Source organism: Citrobacter freundii ATCC 8090 = MTCC 1658 = NBRC 12681, from assembly GCF_011064845.1.
Taxonomy (GTDB): Bacteria; Pseudomonadota; Gammaproteobacteria; order Enterobacterales; family Enterobacteriaceae; genus Citrobacter; species Citrobacter freundii.
Genome location: NZ_CP049015.1, coordinates 2,628,613 through 2,645,034, shown reverse-complemented (window position 1 = coordinate 2,645,034; position 16,422 = coordinate 2,628,613). Strand labels below are relative to the sequence as shown.

Annotated in this window: 16 protein-coding genes; 10 read left to right on the top strand and 6 right to left on the bottom strand. The window is 49.7% G+C overall.

Annotated elements, in window-relative coordinates; all coding sequences use genetic code 11:
- Positions 1–33 precede the first annotated feature (33 nt).
- Positions 34–285, bottom strand: a complete 252-nt coding sequence (locus tag G4551_RS12685) for a YciN family protein (protein WP_003020616.1) — start codon at positions 283–285, stop codon at positions 34–36.
- Between the two features lie 398 nt (positions 286–683).
- Between G4551_RS12685 and topA the strand changes: the two genes are divergently transcribed.
- From topA to acnA, 5 genes are all read left to right on the top strand, one after another.
- Positions 684–3,281 (top strand): type I DNA topoisomerase, encoded by a 2,598-nt coding sequence (gene topA, locus G4551_RS12680; protein WP_003840713.1) that lies wholly within the window; start codon positions 684–686, stop codon positions 3,279–3,281.
- 208 nt (positions 3,282–3,489) lie between these two features.
- Positions 3,490–4,464: an HTH-type transcriptional regulator CysB gene (gene cysB / locus G4551_RS12675; RefSeq protein ID WP_003020610.1), complete on the top strand. Its 975-nt coding sequence runs from the start codon at positions 3,490–3,492 to the stop codon at positions 4,462–4,464.
- Between the two features lie 314 nt (positions 4,465–4,778).
- Positions 4,779–4,919, top strand: a complete 141-nt coding sequence (locus tag G4551_RS12670; protein WP_213083937.1) for a YmiA family putative membrane protein — start codon at positions 4,779–4,781, stop codon at positions 4,917–4,919.
- A gap of 2 nt (positions 4,920–4,921) precedes the next feature.
- Positions 4,922–5,092, top strand: a complete 171-nt coding sequence (locus G4551_RS12665) for a hypothetical protein (protein ID WP_008322403.1) — start codon at positions 4,922–4,924, stop codon at positions 5,090–5,092.
- Between the two features lie 308 nt (positions 5,093–5,400).
- A complete protein-coding gene (acnA, locus tag G4551_RS12660) occupies positions 5,401–8,076 on the top strand; it encodes an aconitate hydratase AcnA (protein ID WP_003840716.1) in 2,676 nt (891 codons plus the stop codon).
- A 49-nt stretch (positions 8,077–8,125) separates the two neighbouring features.
- Here the strand turns inward: acnA and ribA are convergent, their stop codons facing one another.
- Positions 8,126–8,716, bottom strand: coding sequence for a GTP cyclohydrolase II (gene ribA, locus G4551_RS12655; RefSeq protein WP_003020601.1), 591 nt, complete (start codon positions 8,714–8,716; stop codon positions 8,126–8,128).
- Between the two features lie 202 nt (positions 8,717–8,918).
- On the opposite strand from ribA, the gene pgpB reads away from it, so the two are divergent.
- The 5 genes from pgpB to yciH all read left to right on the top strand — a co-directional run bounded on the left by pgpB (position 8,919) and on the right by yciH (position 12,571).
- The gene (pgpB, locus tag G4551_RS12650) at positions 8,919–9,683 is read left to right on the top strand and encodes a phosphatidylglycerophosphatase B (protein WP_003840717.1); all 765 of its coding nucleotides are present in this window, start codon (positions 8,919–8,921) and stop codon (positions 9,681–9,683) included.
- A 149-nt stretch (positions 9,684–9,832) separates the two neighbouring features.
- Positions 9,833–10,141: a LapA family protein gene (locus tag G4551_RS12645; RefSeq protein ID WP_003020595.1), complete on the top strand. Its 309-nt coding sequence runs from the start codon at positions 9,833–9,835 to the stop codon at positions 10,139–10,141.
- 6 nt (positions 10,142–10,147) lie between these two features.
- Positions 10,148–11,317 carry a lipopolysaccharide assembly protein LapB gene (gene lapB, locus G4551_RS12640; RefSeq protein WP_003020592.1) on the top strand — a complete coding sequence of 390 codons (1,170 nt, stop codon included), beginning with the start codon at positions 10,148–10,150 and terminating at the stop codon, positions 11,315–11,317.
- 189 nt (positions 11,318–11,506) lie between these two features.
- The gene (gene pyrF, locus G4551_RS12635) at positions 11,507–12,244 is read left to right on the top strand and encodes an orotidine-5'-phosphate decarboxylase (RefSeq protein ID WP_003840720.1); all 738 of its coding nucleotides are present in this window, start codon (positions 11,507–11,509) and stop codon (positions 12,242–12,244) included.
- The gene (gene yciH, locus G4551_RS12630) at positions 12,245–12,571 is read left to right on the top strand and encodes a stress response translation initiation inhibitor YciH (protein ID WP_003840722.1); all 327 of its coding nucleotides are present in this window, start codon (positions 12,245–12,247) and stop codon (positions 12,569–12,571) included.
- Positions 12,572–12,662: 91 nt separating this feature from the next.
- On the opposite strand, the gene osmB is transcribed toward yciH, so the two are convergent.
- From osmB to pdeR, 4 genes are all read right to left on the bottom strand, one after another.
- Positions 12,663–12,881, bottom strand: coding sequence for an osmotically-inducible lipoprotein OsmB (osmB, locus tag G4551_RS12625; RefSeq protein WP_003020583.1), 219 nt, complete (start codon positions 12,879–12,881; stop codon positions 12,663–12,665).
- Between the two features lie 268 nt (positions 12,882–13,149).
- Entirely contained in the window at positions 13,150–13,902 is a 753-nt protein-coding gene (gene yciT / locus G4551_RS12620) for a DNA-binding transcriptional regulator YciT (RefSeq protein ID WP_003020580.1), read from the bottom strand.
- A 95-nt stretch (positions 13,903–13,997) separates the two neighbouring features.
- A complete protein-coding gene (locus tag G4551_RS12615; RefSeq protein ID WP_003020577.1) occupies positions 13,998–14,180 on the bottom strand; it encodes a YciZ family protein in 183 nt (60 codons plus the stop codon).
- 183 nt (positions 14,181–14,363) lie between these two features.
- A complete protein-coding gene (pdeR, locus tag G4551_RS12610; protein ID WP_003840724.1) occupies positions 14,364–16,355 on the bottom strand; it encodes a cyclic di-GMP phosphodiesterase in 1,992 nt (663 codons plus the stop codon).
- Positions 16,356–16,422: the final 67 nt, after the last annotated feature.

The window sequence follows — 16,422 nt, the reverse complement described above, 5'->3', positions numbered from 1 at the left end:
GCGATGCCGCCATCCGGCAAATTATTACTCGTGTTAATCGATCAAGTGATACTTTTCGGAAAGTACGTGCGCCAGGTGTTTAAACATATTAAACACCGCCGTACTTTTGGGCGTTGGTAGCCCTTGCTCGTCTAAAAAGTAATCTCCGCTGAAAACCAGCACGCCGTTTCGCTGCGTAACGCCGGTGGCGACAATCCCCGCCAGCGTGTCCTCATGCTCACGAATGATTTTGTTGGCTTCAATCAGCAGTGTTTCGCGATCGATGGGTTGAGTGTCTTTATGCATGATTTACTCCTTAAACAAGGACATTAGTCTACGCTGAGCCCGCCTTATGGGCAAATATTCCCTGACATAAATGAAGGTTTTACGACAGTGTTACAACTGGCGAGATTTGTTTTTGCATGCTAATAAAGTTGCGTAACGCATTTTATCAGGTACAGTGTGACGCTTTCGTCAATCTGGCAACAGATTTGCTTGACATTCGACCAATACTTCGTCGTGCTAGAGCGTTTGTGAGAAAAAAAGCCTGTTAACTCAGTTACATGAGAGTTACATTACAAGCGCGAATCAGTTTAAAGGGTTGATATCCGCCGACGCAGAGACCATATCGATGTCTCGTCGCCAGTGGAAGGTGAATCAACGTGCGACGCATTCTGGAAGAATCAAATTAGGTAAAGGTGAATATGGGTAAAGCTCTTGTCATCGTTGAGTCCCCGGCAAAAGCCAAAACGATCAACAAGTATCTGGGTAATGACTACGTGGTGAAATCCAGCGTCGGTCATATCCGTGATTTGCCGACCAGTGGCTCAGCAACTAAAAAGAGCGCCGACTCAACCTCCACCAAAACGGCTAAAAAGCCCAAAAAGGATGAACGTGGCGCTCTCGTCAACCGTATGGGTGTTGACCCGTGGCACAACTGGGATGCGCGCTATGAAGTGCTGCCTGGTAAAGAGAAAGTTGTTTCTGAACTGAAGCAACTGGCTGAAAAAGCCGACCACATCTATCTCGCAACTGACCTTGACCGCGAAGGGGAAGCCATTGCGTGGCACCTGCGGGAAGTGATCGGCGGCGATGACACCCGCTATAGCCGTGTGGTGTTTAACGAAATTACCAAAAATGCTATTCGTCAGGCGTTTGAAAAACCTGGCGAACTGAACATCGACCGTGTAAATGCGCAACAGGCGCGCCGCTTTATGGACCGTGTTGTGGGCTATATGGTGTCGCCGCTGCTGTGGAAAAAAATTGCGCGCGGTCTGTCAGCTGGCCGTGTACAGTCGGTTGCTGTGCGTCTGGTGGTTGAGCGTGAACGCGAAATCAAAGCATTTGTTCCAGAAGAGTTCTGGGAGATTGATGCCAACACCACCACGCCTGGCGGCGACGCGTTACCGCTCGAGGTGACGCATCAGAATGATAAACCGTTCCGCCCGGTCAATCGGGAACAAACGCTAGCTGCCGTTAGCTTGTTGGAAAAAGCACGCTACAGCGTTCTGGAGCGTGAAGATAAGCCGACCAGCAGCAAGCCGGGCGCGCCGTTCATCACCTCCACGCTACAGCAGGCCGCCAGTACGCGTCTGGGCTTCGGTGTGAAGAAAACCATGATGATGGCGCAGCGCTTGTATGAAGCGGGTTACATCACTTATATGCGTACTGACTCAACCAACCTGAGTCAGGATGCGGTGACGATGGTTCGCGATTACATCAGCGATAATTTTGGTAAAAAATATTTGCCGGAAAACGCGAATCAGTACGCCAGCAAAGAAAACTCGCAGGAAGCGCACGAAGCTATCCGTCCTTCCGATGTCGCCGTACAGGCGGAATCGCTGAAAGATATGGAAGCTGATGCGCAAAAACTGTATCAGCTGATCTGGCGCCAGTTTGTTGCCTGTCAGATGACCCCAGCTAAATATGATTCCACCACGCTCACCGTGGGTGCGGGTGATTTCCGCCTGAAGGCGCGCGGTCGTATTCTGCGCTTCGATGGCTGGACGAAAGTGATGCCAGCGTTGCGTAAAGGCGATGAAGATCGCATCTTACCGGCGGTGGACAAAGGCGATACGCTGACGCTTATCGAACTGACGCCAGCACAGCACTTTACTAAACCGCCTGCGCGCTTCAGTGAAGCTTCGCTGGTTAAAGAGCTTGAAAAGCGTGGCATTGGTCGCCCATCTACCTATGCGTCGATCATTTCTACGATTCAGGATCGCGGTTATGTTCGCGTTGAAAACCGTCGCTTTTACGCTGAAAAAATGGGTGAAATCGTCACCGATCGTCTGGAAGAAAACTTCCGCGAACTGATGAACTACGATTTTACCGCGCAGATGGAAGATAGCCTCGACCAGGTGGCGAATAAAGAAGCCGAATGGAAGGGCGTACTCGACAACTTCTTCACTGATTTTACTCAGCAACTGGATAAAGCCGAGAAAGATCCTGAAGAAGGCGGTATGCGTCCGAACCAGATGGTGCTGACCAGCATTGATTGCCCGACCTGCGGACGCAAGATGGGTATTCGTACCGCCAGTACCGGCGTTTTCCTTGGTTGCTCTGGCTACGCACTTTCCCCGAAAGAGCGTTGCAAAACCACCATTAACCTGGTGCCGGAAAACGAAGTATTGAACGTGCTGGAAGGCGACGACGCGGAAACGAACGCATTGCGCGCCAAACGCCGCTGCCAGAAGTGCGGTACGGCAATGGACAGTTATCTTATCGATCCTAAGCGTAAATTGCATGTGTGTGGTAATAACCCAACCTGCGACGGCTACGAGATCGAAGAGGGCGAGTTCCGTATCAAGGGTTATGACGGTCCTATCGTCGAGTGCGAAAAATGTGGTTCTGAAATGCACCTGAAAATGGGACGTTTCGGCAAGTACATGGCGTGTACTAACGACGAGTGCAAAAACACCCGTAAGATCCTGCGTAACGGTGAAGTCGCTCCGCCGAAAGAAGACCCAGTTCCGTTGCCGGAACTGCCGTGTGAAAAATCTGACGCGTATTTCGTGTTACGTGATGGTGCTGCAGGTATCTTCCTGGCGGCCAATACGTTCCCGAAATCACGTGAGACTCGTGCGCCGTTGGTGGAAGAGTTGTACCGCTTCCGCGATCGCCTGCCGGAAAAACTGCGTTATCTGGCAGATGCGCCGCAAACTGATCCGGATGGTAACAAGTCCATGGTTCGTTTCAGCCGTAAAACCAAGCAGCAATACGTTGCCGCTGAGAAAGACGGTAAGGCGACTGGCTGGTCCGCGTTCTTTGTTGACGGCAAATGGGTAGAAGGGAAGAAATAACAGCGTTTCGGCTGAATTTCTCCTCAAAGGGTCGCGTAAGCGGCCCTTTTTGTTTCTCGCATATTATTTTTTGTCATACCTATACAGCGTACATATAAATGATATAGTGGTTATAGTTAACAGAGTTTTTATTATTAAATCGTATTAGCAGCGCCCGCGAGCCTGCACTGAAACGATGATTTGATGGCGCGAATCGGGATGGCATAACATGAAATTACAGCAGCTTCGCTACATTGTTGAGGTGGTGAACCACAACCTTAATGTCTCCTCAACAGCGGAAGGGCTTTATACCTCGCAGCCCGGTATCAGTAAGCAAGTTCGTATGCTGGAAGATGAACTTGGCATCCAGATTTTTGCCCGTAGCGGTAAGCACCTGACGCAAGTTACGCCAGCGGGGCAGGAAGTTATTCGTATTGCGCGAGAAGTTCTGTCGAAGGTGGATGCCATTAAGTCCGTTGCTGGCGAACATACCTGGCCGGACAAAGGCTCGTTATATATCGCCACTACGCACACTCAGGCGCGTTACGCTTTACCGAACGTGATTAAAGGTTTTATTGAGCGCTATCCTCGCGTCTCATTGCATATGCACCAGGGATCGCCGACACAAATCGCCGAAGCCGTTTCGAAAGGAAATGCAGATTTTGCTATCGCGACGGAAGCTTTGCACCTGTATGACGACCTGGTGATGTTACCTTGCTACCACTGGAACCGTTCGATCGTCGTCACGCCGGATCATCCGTTGGCGGGGAAATCTTCGGTTTCTATTGAGGAACTGGCACAGTATCCGCTGGTGACCTACACGTTTGGTTTTACCGGACGCTCGGAGCTGGACACCGCGTTTAACCGCGCGGGTCTGGAGCCACGTATTGTCTTTACCGCGACCGATGCTGATGTCATTAAAACCTATGTCCGTCTGGGCCTTGGCGTGGGTGTGATTGCCAGTATGGCGGTTGATCCTGTTTCCGATCCTGACCTGGTACGCGTGGATGCTCACGATATCTTCAGCCATAGCACCACCAAAATTGGTTTTCGTCGCAGCACCTTCTTACGTAGTTACATGTATGATTTCATTCAACGTTTCGCGCCGCATCTGACGCGTGATGTGGTGGACACGGCGGTGGCGCTGCGTTCCAACGATGATATTGAAGCCATGTTTAAAGATATTAAATTGCCTGAGAAATAATAACGACTGTAACCTCGTCGGTATCCATAAGCATAAAGCGATACCGACGGGAAACACTGAATTAATTGATAATTTACCGTGGATAAATTAACCATATATAGCTTGTGGAAAAAATTCTCTAAAGTAGTTTCAAATTAGTCAGCTTGCCAAAAATTCCTTTCAAATATTTATAACCGATCAAACAATCGATTTATTTATCAGGACGAGTCTGAAAATTAACTGGCTTTTTTTCGCCTTTTTTATTAGGATTCCTCCTATCTGATGATTAATTGTACCGATTGTTTGGTGCCTAAATGATAAGTGATTTCGATAGTATGAGGTTAGCGATGCCTTCAGGAAACCAGCCAGCACGCAGGGATCCGGTGATGAAACGTAAAGCCTGGTTCGCCGTATTTCTTGGTTCTGCGATATTCTGGATTATTGTCGCACTCGTGGCCTGGAATGTGTGGGGGTAAGTATGTCCGCACCAGAGCAGCACTCTACCGAAACGCTATCGCCTCATGACCATGAGCAAGAGAGCAAAACCGTCGCAGAGAAGGGGCAGAAGGTACCCGAATCCTGGAACCTTTCTCCTGAACAACGGGCGTTTATTGATCTGTTAACTGATGATGATGAACAGAAACAATAATTCGTACGTATTTTATAATAATAACGATTACCTTGTGCCCTTGAATATCGAATCATTTATCCATGTAATCGTCATCAACAACCTAATCAACGTATTATCCATTGCTCTATTGCCTGCTGAATATTCATCCTATTAATCTACACGGCTAGACCTTCCTCCTTACCATCGACCTCAGTTCGCGCTTTTATATCGCCCGCTACTTTTATCATTTTGAGTTGTTATCAAAGCGTTACATTTTGTTTGTGTTATCTTTAATACTAACCCTGAGGAAAATCAGGGGATCCAACCCTGTCATTTAAGGAGGAGCTATGTCGTCGACCCTACGAGAAGCCAGTAAGGACACATTGCAGGTTAAAGATAAAACCTACCGCTACTACAGTTTACCTCTGGCTGCTAAATCACTGGGTGATATCACCCGACTACCCAAATCGCTAAAAGTGTTGCTGGAAAACCTGCTTCGTTGGCAGGATGGTAATTCCGTTACCGAAGATGATATTCATGCTCTCGCGCATTGGCTGGAGACCGCCCATGCCGATCGTGAAATTGCCTATCGACCCGCTCGTGTTCTGATGCAGGATTTTACCGGCGTGCCGGCGGTGGTCGATCTTGCCGCCATGCGCGAAGCGGTGAAACGACTGGGGGGAGATACGGCAAAAGTGAATCCGCTTTCGCCAGTGGACCTTGTCATTGACCACTCGGTAACGGTGGACCGTTTTGGTGATGATGATGCTTTCGAAGAAAACGTTCGCCTGGAAATGGAACGTAACCATGAACGTTATGTGTTCCTGAAATGGGGACAGCAGGCATTTAGTCGCTTCAGCGTTGTACCGCCGGGAACGGGTATTTGCCACCAGGTAAACCTTGAATACCTTGGCAAAGCCGTCTGGAGCGAGTTACAGGACGGTGAGTGGGTGGCTTATCCCGATACGCTGGTCGGTACCGATTCCCATACGACAATGATTAATGGTCTCGGTGTGCTGGGATGGGGCGTTGGAGGCATTGAGGCTGAAGCAGCAATGCTGGGTCAACCGGTCTCTATGCTTATCCCGGATGTTGTGGGCTTTAAACTAGTGGGCAAACTGCGGGAAGGTATCACCGCTACCGACCTGGTTTTAACCGTCACCCAGATGCTGCGTAAGCACGGCGTGGTCGGTAAATTCGTTGAATTCTACGGTGATGGACTCGACACCTTACCGCTGGCCGATCGGGCAACCATTGCGAACATGTCACCGGAATACGGCGCAACCTGCGGTTTCTTCCCGATCGATGGCATCACTCTTGAATATATGCGTCTGAGTGGACGCAGTGAGGAGCAGGTTGAGTTGGTCAGCGCCTATGCCAAAGCGCAGGGAATGTGGCGTAATCCAGGGGATGAACCCGTATTTACCAGTTCACTGGAGCTGGATATGGGCAGTGTGGAAGCTAGCCTTGCCGGACCGAAGCGCCCGCAGGATCGGGTGGCACTGGCTGATGTTCCGAAAGCGTTTTCGGCGAGTAATGAACTCGAAGTAAATAGCTCGCTGAAAGACCGTCAGCCCGTGGACTACACCATGAGCGGCCAGCAGTATAAGCTGCCGGACGGTGCGGTGGTGATAGCAGCTATCACTTCCTGTACCAACACCTCCAACCCAAGCGTATTGATGGCGGCGGGACTGTTGGCGAAAAAAGCAGTGACACTTGGTCTGAAACGTCAGCCGTGGGTGAAAGCCTCGCTGGCGCCAGGATCGAAGGTGGTGTCTGATTATCTGGCGCAGGCTGGGTTCACGCCGTACCTTGATGAGCTGGGATTTAACCTTGTAGGTTATGGCTGTACCACCTGTATTGGTAACTCGGGTCCGTTACCCGATCCTATCGAGACAGCCATCAAAAAAGGCGATCTCACCGTTGGTGCTGTGCTTTCCGGCAACCGAAACTTTGAGGGGCGTATCCATCCGCTCGTGAAGACCAACTGGTTGGCGTCTCCGCCGCTGGTGGTGGCCTATGCGCTAGCAGGGAATATGAATATCAATCTGACGAAAGATCCGTTAGGCCATGACAGAAAGGGCGATCCCGTTTATCTGAAAGATATCTGGCCGACGGCTCAGGAAATTGCCCGTGCCGTGGAGCAGGTTTCTACCGCCATGTTCCATAAAGAGTACGCTGAAGTCTTTGAAGGTACGCCAGAATGGAAAGCTATCCAGGTTGATCGGGCTGATACCTATGGTTGGCAGTCTGACTCAACTTATATCCGCTTGTCGCCGTTCTTCGATGGTATGCAGGCTACGCCGGATCCGGTCCAGGACATTCATGGTGCGCGTATCCTCGCAATGCTTGGGGATTCCGTCACCACCGACCATATTTCTCCTGCCGGCAGTATTAAGCCGGATAGCCCGGCAGGTCGTTATCTGCAAAGCCACGGCGTTGAGCGTAAAGATTTCAACTCCTATGGTTCACGCCGCGGGAATCATGAAGTGATGATGCGCGGTACCTTTGCCAATATTCGTATTCGTAATGAGATGGTACCCGGAGTGGAAGGTGGGATGACGCGTCATTTGCCGGGAACTGAGGTAGTGGCTATCTATGATGCGGCTATGCAATATCAACAGGAGAATATCCCCCTGGCGGTTATTGCCGGGAAAGAGTATGGCTCTGGCTCCAGTCGCGACTGGGCGGCAAAAGGCCCGCGCTTGCTGGGGATTCGCGTGGTTATCGCTGAGTCCTTTGAGCGAATTCACCGTTCTAACCTGATTGGTATGGGGATTTTGCCGCTGGAGTTTCCACAGGGAGTCACGCGCAAAACGCTGGGACTAACCGGTGAGGAAGCGATCGATATTACGGACCTGCAAAACATCAAGCCGGGCGCAACAGTGTCGGTGAATATGGTTCGCTCAGATGGACGTAAAGAGGTGATTTTATGCCGCTGCCGTATCGATACTGCGACGGAGCTAACTTACTACCAAAACGATGGTATTCTGCACTACGTGATTCGTAATATGTTGAATTAAAATGCATAAAGCCTGCGAGAGCAGGCTTTATTATCGGCGGTAACAACCATTACTTGCCCAGCAAATGCCCCATCTTGGCGGCTTTGGTGTCCAGGTAATGTTCATTGTTCGGGTTACGACCCACAATCAGCGGCACGCGTTCAACAATATTGATTCCCGCTTCGGTCAGAATTTCCACTTTTTTCGGGTTATTGGTCAGCAAACGAACTTCGTCCACGCCCAGCAGCTTGAACATATCCGCACACAGCGTGAAATCACGCTCATCTGCCGCAAAGCCCAACTGATGGTTAGCCTCAACGGTATCATAACCCTGGTCCTGCAACGCGTAGGCGCGGATTTTATTGAGCAGGCCGATATTGCGTCCTTCCTGACGATGATAAAGCAGGATACCGCGCCCTTCTTCAGCAATGTGGGTGAGAGCCGCTTCGAGCTGGAAGCCGCAATCGCAACGCAGGCTAAACAATGCATCGCCAGTCAGACATTCGGAGTGGACACGCGCCAGAACAGGCGTTTGACCTGTGATATCGCCAAAAACCAGTGCGACGTGATCGTGTCCGGTTGCCAGTTCTTCAAATCCCACCATCAGGAAATCACCCCAGGGGGTTGGCAGTTTGGCTTCTGCCACACGTTTAAGCTGCATGTAATTCTCCAGATTATGCTGGCACTGTCGTGCCGTCGCCTGTTGGCTTCTTGTTCTGTATTGCACTATTTTGCCATAAGGCAATGATGTTCACCTAATCGCGACAACGGATTCGCCTTTGGAATGGCACAAAAATGTCAATTTTCCCGGCATGCACTTTTTTCAGTTATGATTGTGAGACTTATCGACGAAAGGAGAGGCAATGCTGTCAATTGCAAAGCGCACTGCGGTCGGGGCCGGGCTGCTACTTATTATGCCGGTTGCTGTATGGGTATCGGGCTGGAGCTGGCAGCCGGGACACAACGTTTGGTGGCTAAAATCTCTGTACTGGGTAACGGAAACGGTGACGCAGCCGTGGGGGATTATCACTCACGTTGTGCTCTGCGCATGGTTTCTGTGGTGTCTGCGTTTTCGTCTGAAAGCTGCGGTAATGCTGTTTGCGATCCTGGCCGTGGCAATTTTAGTCGGTCAGGGTGTGAAGTCCTGGGTTAAAGACAGGGTGCAGGAACCTCGGCCCTTTGTCGTATGGCTGGAAAAAACGCACCATATCCCGGTTGATGAGTTCTACACTTTAAAACGTAAAGATCGTGGCAACTTAGTTAAAGAGCAATTGGCCGAACAACAGGATATTCCGACGTTTCTACGTAAGCACTGGCAAAAAGAAACGGGTTTTGCCTTTCCGTCAGGACATACGATGTTTGCTGCCAGTTGGGCTTTACTGGCAGTAGGGCTGTTATGGCCACGCCGACGTACGCTGACGATTGTGTTTTTGCTTATCTGGGCGACAGGTGTTATGGGTAGCCGCTTGCTGTTGGGCATGCACTGGCCGCGTGATTTGGTCGTTGCAACACTGATTTCATGGTTGCTGGTAACGCTGGCGACCTGGCTCGCGCAGCGAGTATGCGGACCACTTACGCCGCCTGTGCAGGAGGCAAAAGAAATCGCGCAACGCGAGCAAGAAAGCTAGCTATGATTGATTTTTCAAATTTTGCCCTTAAATCAGAAAGCGGAAAGCGCTTTTCCATTTCGCACTCGTTGTGAAAATGGTAATTTAAAGGGCTCAACGCGGTAAGTTGTACACGATTTATTCGCTTAAACCACATAACGGGAAGTAATGTGAAATATTTACTCATTTTCTTACTGGTGTTGGCGATTTTTGTTATTTCGGTGACATTAGGTGCGCAAAACGATCAACAGGTTACGTTTAATTACCTGCTGGCTCAGGGTGAGTATCGTATCTCTACGCTGCTTGCTGTATTGTTTGCCGCAGGTTTTGCGATTGGTTGGTTAATTTGCGGCCTTTTCTGGCTGAAGGTTCGTGTGTCTCTTGCGCGCGCCGAACGTAAAATCAAACGACTGGAAAACCAGCTTACGCCTGCGACCGACGTTGCGGTTTCTGCCGATTCGTCGGTTGTGAAGGAATAATTATTTATGTTGGAGTTGTTGTTTCTGCTTTTACCTGTAGCCGCTGCCTATGGGTGGTATATGGGTCGCAGAAGTGCGCAACAAACCAAGCAGGATGAAGCTAACCGTCTTTCCCGTGACTATGTCGCCGGGGTTAACTTCCTCCTGAGCAACCAACAAGACAAAGCGGTGGATCTGTTCCTCGATATGCTAAAAGAGGATACGGGCACCGTTGAGGCTCATCTCACTCTCGGAAACCTGTTTCGCTCGCGCGGTGAAGTCGATCGCGCAATCCGCATCCATCAAACGTTAATGGAAAGTGCTTCGCTGACCTACGAGCAGCGTTTGTTGGCCGTACAACAGCTGGGGCGCGATTACATGGCCGCAGGTCTGTACGACCGCGCGGAAGACATGTTCAATCAGCTTACCGATGAAACAGATTTTCGCGTCGGTGCATTACAGCAACTGCTGCAAATTTATCAGGCGACCAGCGATTGGCAGAAAGCCATTGATGTCGCAGAACGTCTGGTGAAGCTAGGCAAAGATAAACAGCGTATTGAGATAGCCCACTTCTACTGCGAACTGGCCTTACAGCAGATGGGCAGCGACGATATGGATCGCGCCATGGCGCTGTTGAAAAAAGGGGCTGCGGCAGACAAAAACAGTGCCCGGGTTTCTATCATGATGGGCCGTGTGTACATGGTGAAAGGCGAGTACGCGAAGGCCGTTGAAAGTCTGCAACGCGTGATTTCTCAGGATAAAGAACTGGTCAGCGAAACGCTGGAAATGCTGCAAAGCTGCTACCAGCATCTGGGGAAAACCGATGAGTGGGCAGAGTTTTTACGTCGGGCCGTTGAAGAGAATACTGGCGCCGCCGCCGAGCTGATGCTGGCCGATATTCTTGAAGCGCGTGAGGGGACTGATACCGCTCAGGTTTATATTACCCGCCAACTACAACGCCATCCTACGATGCGCGTTTTCCACAAATTAATGGATTACCATCTTAACGAAGCAGAAGAAGGGCGCGCGAAAGAGAGCCTGATGGTTCTGCGCGATATGGTCGGGGAGCAGGTGCGCAGCAAGCCGCGCTATCGTTGCCAGAAGTGCGGATTTACCGCATATACACTGTACTGGCACTGCCCATCTTGTCGCTCATGGTCAACCATTAAGCCTATTCGCGGACTTGATGGGTTGTAATTTTTAAAAAAATCTTACTTTAGTTACAACATACTAATGATGAGAACAAAGCCATCCTCAGCCACCGTTGCCAAATTCGCCTGGCAGAAATGGAATCGCGCCTGTTAATTTTCTATTACCGCAGGTAGAATGCACGCCGTTTACCCATTTCGCGCTACTGTCGGCGCCCATCCTCAAGAAGGTCTGGTCATGACGTTTACTGCTTCATCTTCTTCTCGTGCTGTTACTGATTCTCCTGTCGTTGTCGCTCTCGATTATTCCAATCGTGATAAAGCATTAGCTTTTGTCGACAGAATTGATCCTCGTGATTGCCGTTTGAAAGTGGGCAAAGAGATGTTCACGCTTTTTGGACCTCAGTTGGTTCGCGATTTACAACAGCGTGGTTTTGACGTTTTTCTTGATTTGAAATTTCATGATATTCCCAACACTACCGCGCATGCCGTTGCGGCAGCGGCTGAGCTTGGCGTGTGGATGGTTAACGTTCATGCTTCTGGTGGGGCGCGTATGATGACCGCCGCACGTGAAGCCTTATTACCTTTTGGCAAGGACGCACCGCTGCTGATTGCGGTAACGGTTCTGACCAGTATGGAAGCCAGCGACCTCGCCGATCTCGGCGTGACGTTGTCACCTGCAGAGCATGCTGAAAGGCTGGCGCGCTTAACCCAACATTGTGGTTTGGATGGCGTTGTATGCTCCGCGCAGGAAGCGGTGCGATTCAAGCAGGCGTTTGGCCAGGCATTTAAATTGGTTACGCCGGGTATTCGTCCTGAAGGCAGCGAGGCGGGCGACCAGCGTCGCATTATGACGCCGGAACAAGCACAGTCAGCTGGTGTGGATTATATGGTTATTGGTCGTCCGGTCACGCAGTCGGCAGATCCGGCTCAGACGCTGAAGATGATTAATGCCTCACTGAAACGAGGTGCGTAAATGAACGACTCAAACTCTCGCCTGGTCTACTCAACCGACTCCGGACGCATTGATGAACCAAAAGCTGCTTCTGTGCGCTCACAAGGCGATGGCATTGTTCGTATCCAGCGCCAGACCAGTGGCCGCAAAGGTAAGGGCGTGTGTTTGATTACCGGTATTGATCAAGACGATGCCGAACTGACCAAATTAGCTGCGGAACTGAAGAAAAAATGTGGTTGTGGCGGGGCAGTGAAGGATGGCATGATTGAGATACAGGGTGATAAACGCGACCTGATTAAATCGCTGCTGGAAGCCAAAGGAATGAAAGTTAAACTGGCTGGCGGTTAATAAAAAAAGCCACGGAATATTTCCGTGGCTTTTTAATAATACAGACCTGAAAAAGTAAACGTATTATTATATCGAGCCGTTCAACCGTAGATTATTTACCCACCTGGTGGCCAATGATACCACCTACTGCAGCACCACCCAGCGTACCCAGCGTGCTGCCGTCAGTCAGGACTGCACCACCTATTGCACCTGCACCAGCACCGATTGCAGTGTTACGATCGCGTTTGGACCAGTTAGAGCAGGCGCTCAGCGACATTGCCAGAGTAATCGCCAGAATGGCAGCGGTCATTTTTTTGCTCGTTACTAACATAATACTTTCTCCTGAATTATTGATTCACGGAATCCAGTGTTCTTTAAGAATAGCGCTAAATTTAGGCTAACGAAGATATTTCCGTGAAACCGTTTAGCGAAGGCATTACAAACACTATCCTGAAGTTGGAGGTTCGTTCCTGTTATATCGCTAACATTAATTTTACGACTTAATCCTGTTAACGACAGGTAAAAAGTCTTAATTGGACTGTCAGATAACTCTCAGAGAGGAGATGATTTGCCAACTGACAAATCATCTGCTGAAAATGTTACGCGTGGGCATCAATGATATTGACGGTTAATCCGGAATGCTCAAGCTGCATTTGTACGCTGGCGCTAAGCCTGGAGTCCGTGACTACGCGGCTGAATCGCTCTAATGGACCCAGCGTGTACGGGTGAATGGCTTCGAATTTTGAGCTGTCAGTAAGCACAATAACTTCTGCGCCTTTTTCCAGCACCGCGTTAACCACATCAGAACGCATCATGTCGCGTCCGGTGAAGCCGGTGTCAGCCTGCCAGCCATCAATGCCGATAAAGGCCTTGCTGAAGTGTACCTGCTGGATAAACTGGCGAGTTAAGGGCCCAACCATACTTTCGCTTTTTTTCTGATAGATGCCGCCAAGGAGAATCACTTCGCAGGGGGTTTCTTTCAGCAGATGGGCTATATAGCTGCTGACGGTAATGATGGTGACATCTTTTTGCTCGGCGAGCGTTCTGGCTAAGAGCGCATTGCTGCTGCCGTTTTCAATGAATACGGACTCACCTGGGCTTACCAGCGATGCGGCGAATTCAGCCAGCTCACGCTTCAGCGTAAAATTAGTCATCATGCGCGTTTCCACATCATCGCTGTTCAATGAAACAGCAAAACCGTGCGCACGGCGTAAATAACTCTGTTTTTCCAGTGTGTTCAGATCCTGTCGAATGGTCACTTCTGAGACACCGGTGATTTTTGCCAGTTCAGCAACGCTCATCTGACCTTTATCAGTCACCATCTGCAAAATAGATTGTTGTCGGGAATTCATAATATTAATTTTATTGCGATATCGTATCGGAAATTAAACGGAAACTGCCCCACGTGCAGTTTGCTTATAGCAGCGACATTAAAGGGTTAATGTCATCAGATCTCCCAGGGAGCCTTGTGCTTTTTGGGCAAGGATTCGGCATCTTCTTTGGTCATGTTTAGCAGCTCAGCCTTCAGAATTTCGAGATTATGGATAGCTGAGTGGTAATCACCTGCAACGAGGATATCCAGCACAGTATCAATGCGTTCGGCCAGACGCTGAGCGTCGATATCAGACATGGTTATCATCCTAATGGCAATAGAGTTTGAATTTCATGATGCAGAATTTCATGGCAAAAGAGAAGGGAAAAATAGTATTAACTATCAACGATAGAAGAATATTATATATTCTGTGATTACATGAAGATAGGATCGTTACGTAATGTCCATTTATGGCTATTTTCAACGTTTGATCCCACTGCATTAGCGTGTTTTTTTATTGAGGTGCCGTCGATACCAACGCTCAAACGCGGCGGCTGGCATTGGTTTGGCAAACAAAAAACCCTGACGCTCGTTGACGCCATTTTTGGTTAAAAACGCATCCTCTTTCGCGCTTTCAACACCTTCGGCGATGACCTGCAGGTTGAGTGCCTGTGCGACCGCAACAATGGCACGTACCAGCGACTGCGAAACAGGTTGTTTGTGTACATCCCTGACAAAGGTTTGATCCAGTTTAATTGCATCAAGCGGGAACCGGGCCAGTTGAGACAGTGACGAATAGCCGGTACCAAAATCATCCAAATGGATTTGCGCCCCCATCTGGCTAAACTGCTGAATGACGGACAGTGCCAACTGCTCATTTTCAATTAAACTGCTTTCCGTTAACTCGACATCGATGGGGCAATATTCAAAGTCGAGTTCATGAAGCACCTGCTTGAGATCGGTAAATAGCGTCTGATCGGCGAGCTGCCGGGCAGAAACGTTTACCGCCACGCGCAGATTGATTCCCTTTGCGCGCCATTTTGCTATCTGACGCACAACGTCCAGAATAACCCAGCGACCCAGAGGAACGATAAGCCCTGATTCTTCGGCGTAGGAGATAAATTCCAGTGGTGGAATGAGGCCACGTTCCGGAGACTGCCAGCGAACCAGCGCCTCCAGGCTGCGCACTTCGCCTCGCCAGGTTATCTTTGGCTGATAATGGATAACCAGTTGATCGTTTTCCAGCGCCTTGCGCAGATTAGTATCCAGCCACAGATATTCAAATACCCGCTGATTCATTTCCGGAGAGAAAACACAAAACTGTCCACGGCCACCTTCTTTTGCGGTGTACATGGCCGTATCGGCGTTACGAATGACGCTCTCGCAGTCCTGACCATGTTGTGGAGCGAGGGAAATACCAATAGAGCATCCGGTATAGATTTCAATCAGGCCGATGCGAAAAGGTTGACGCAGGCGTGTCAGAATACGCGACGCGGTGGCTTCCAGTGAACCCTGGGATGTTTCGGTGGCAAGGACAATAAACTCATCGCCGCCAAACCGTGCCAGTAACTGGTTTTCGCTAAGGCAACTGAGTATTGCCAGCGATACGCTTTGCAATAGCTGATCGCCAAACATATGCCCGTAGGCATCGTTTACCTTTTTGAAGTTATCCAGATCGAGGTACACAATCCCGACCTGCGTATCGCCCGCGTTCTCAATCGCATTGCTGATCAGATTATGAATAGCGTTGCGATTGGGTAATCCTGTGATCGAGTCAGTATTCGCCAACACCCGCAAACGCTCCTGGGCGCGGCGTTCTTCAGTGATATCGGTCCCGGAACAGATCAGAAATATTTCGTTCTTGCCGCTACCGTTATGCACAAATTTATTACGAAATAAAAACAGACGCTGTCCTTTGCAGGTCTTCACCCAGCGTTCAACTTCATATGAGTTACCTTCGCGAAAAAAGACCTCGATATTGCGTCGTGACGCGGCAGCTTCACGTCGACTCATAAATAATGTGAATACACTTTGGCCAATGACTTCACGTTCTTTGAGTCCGGTATACTCTTCGCACAGTCGATTAAACCGCTGAATGTTGCCCATGCGATCAAGAATGACAATGACTGAATTGGCTTCAGAAACCACCTGTTCGGCAAAAGAGAGGCCATGAGCCAGGTCACGGGCGACGGAAGGGGTGTCATCCCAGGCGGATGCGCTACCGGCCCATTCACGCTTATTGATTTTTCGGCCGACCAGATGCACGGGAATGTTGTCATCTTCAATCGGTAACGTCATTAATAAACTTGACGTAATTACCGTCATCTCGCGAATGCGTTCGGCTTGTTCCGGGGATAATTCGATGGTCTGATCGGCCTCTGACGTTTCTTCGACAGAGAAATGCAGGATGTTGCAATCCTCTGACAAACGCCAGTAAGGGTTATTAGTGCCAACATAGCTATACAACGTAATCAGCTCCCGGACGTCTTTCATGATGTGTACTATCCCGTTTAAAGCGCATAGAGCCTCAAAAGTATGGGTAGCCATGATTCATTCAGGG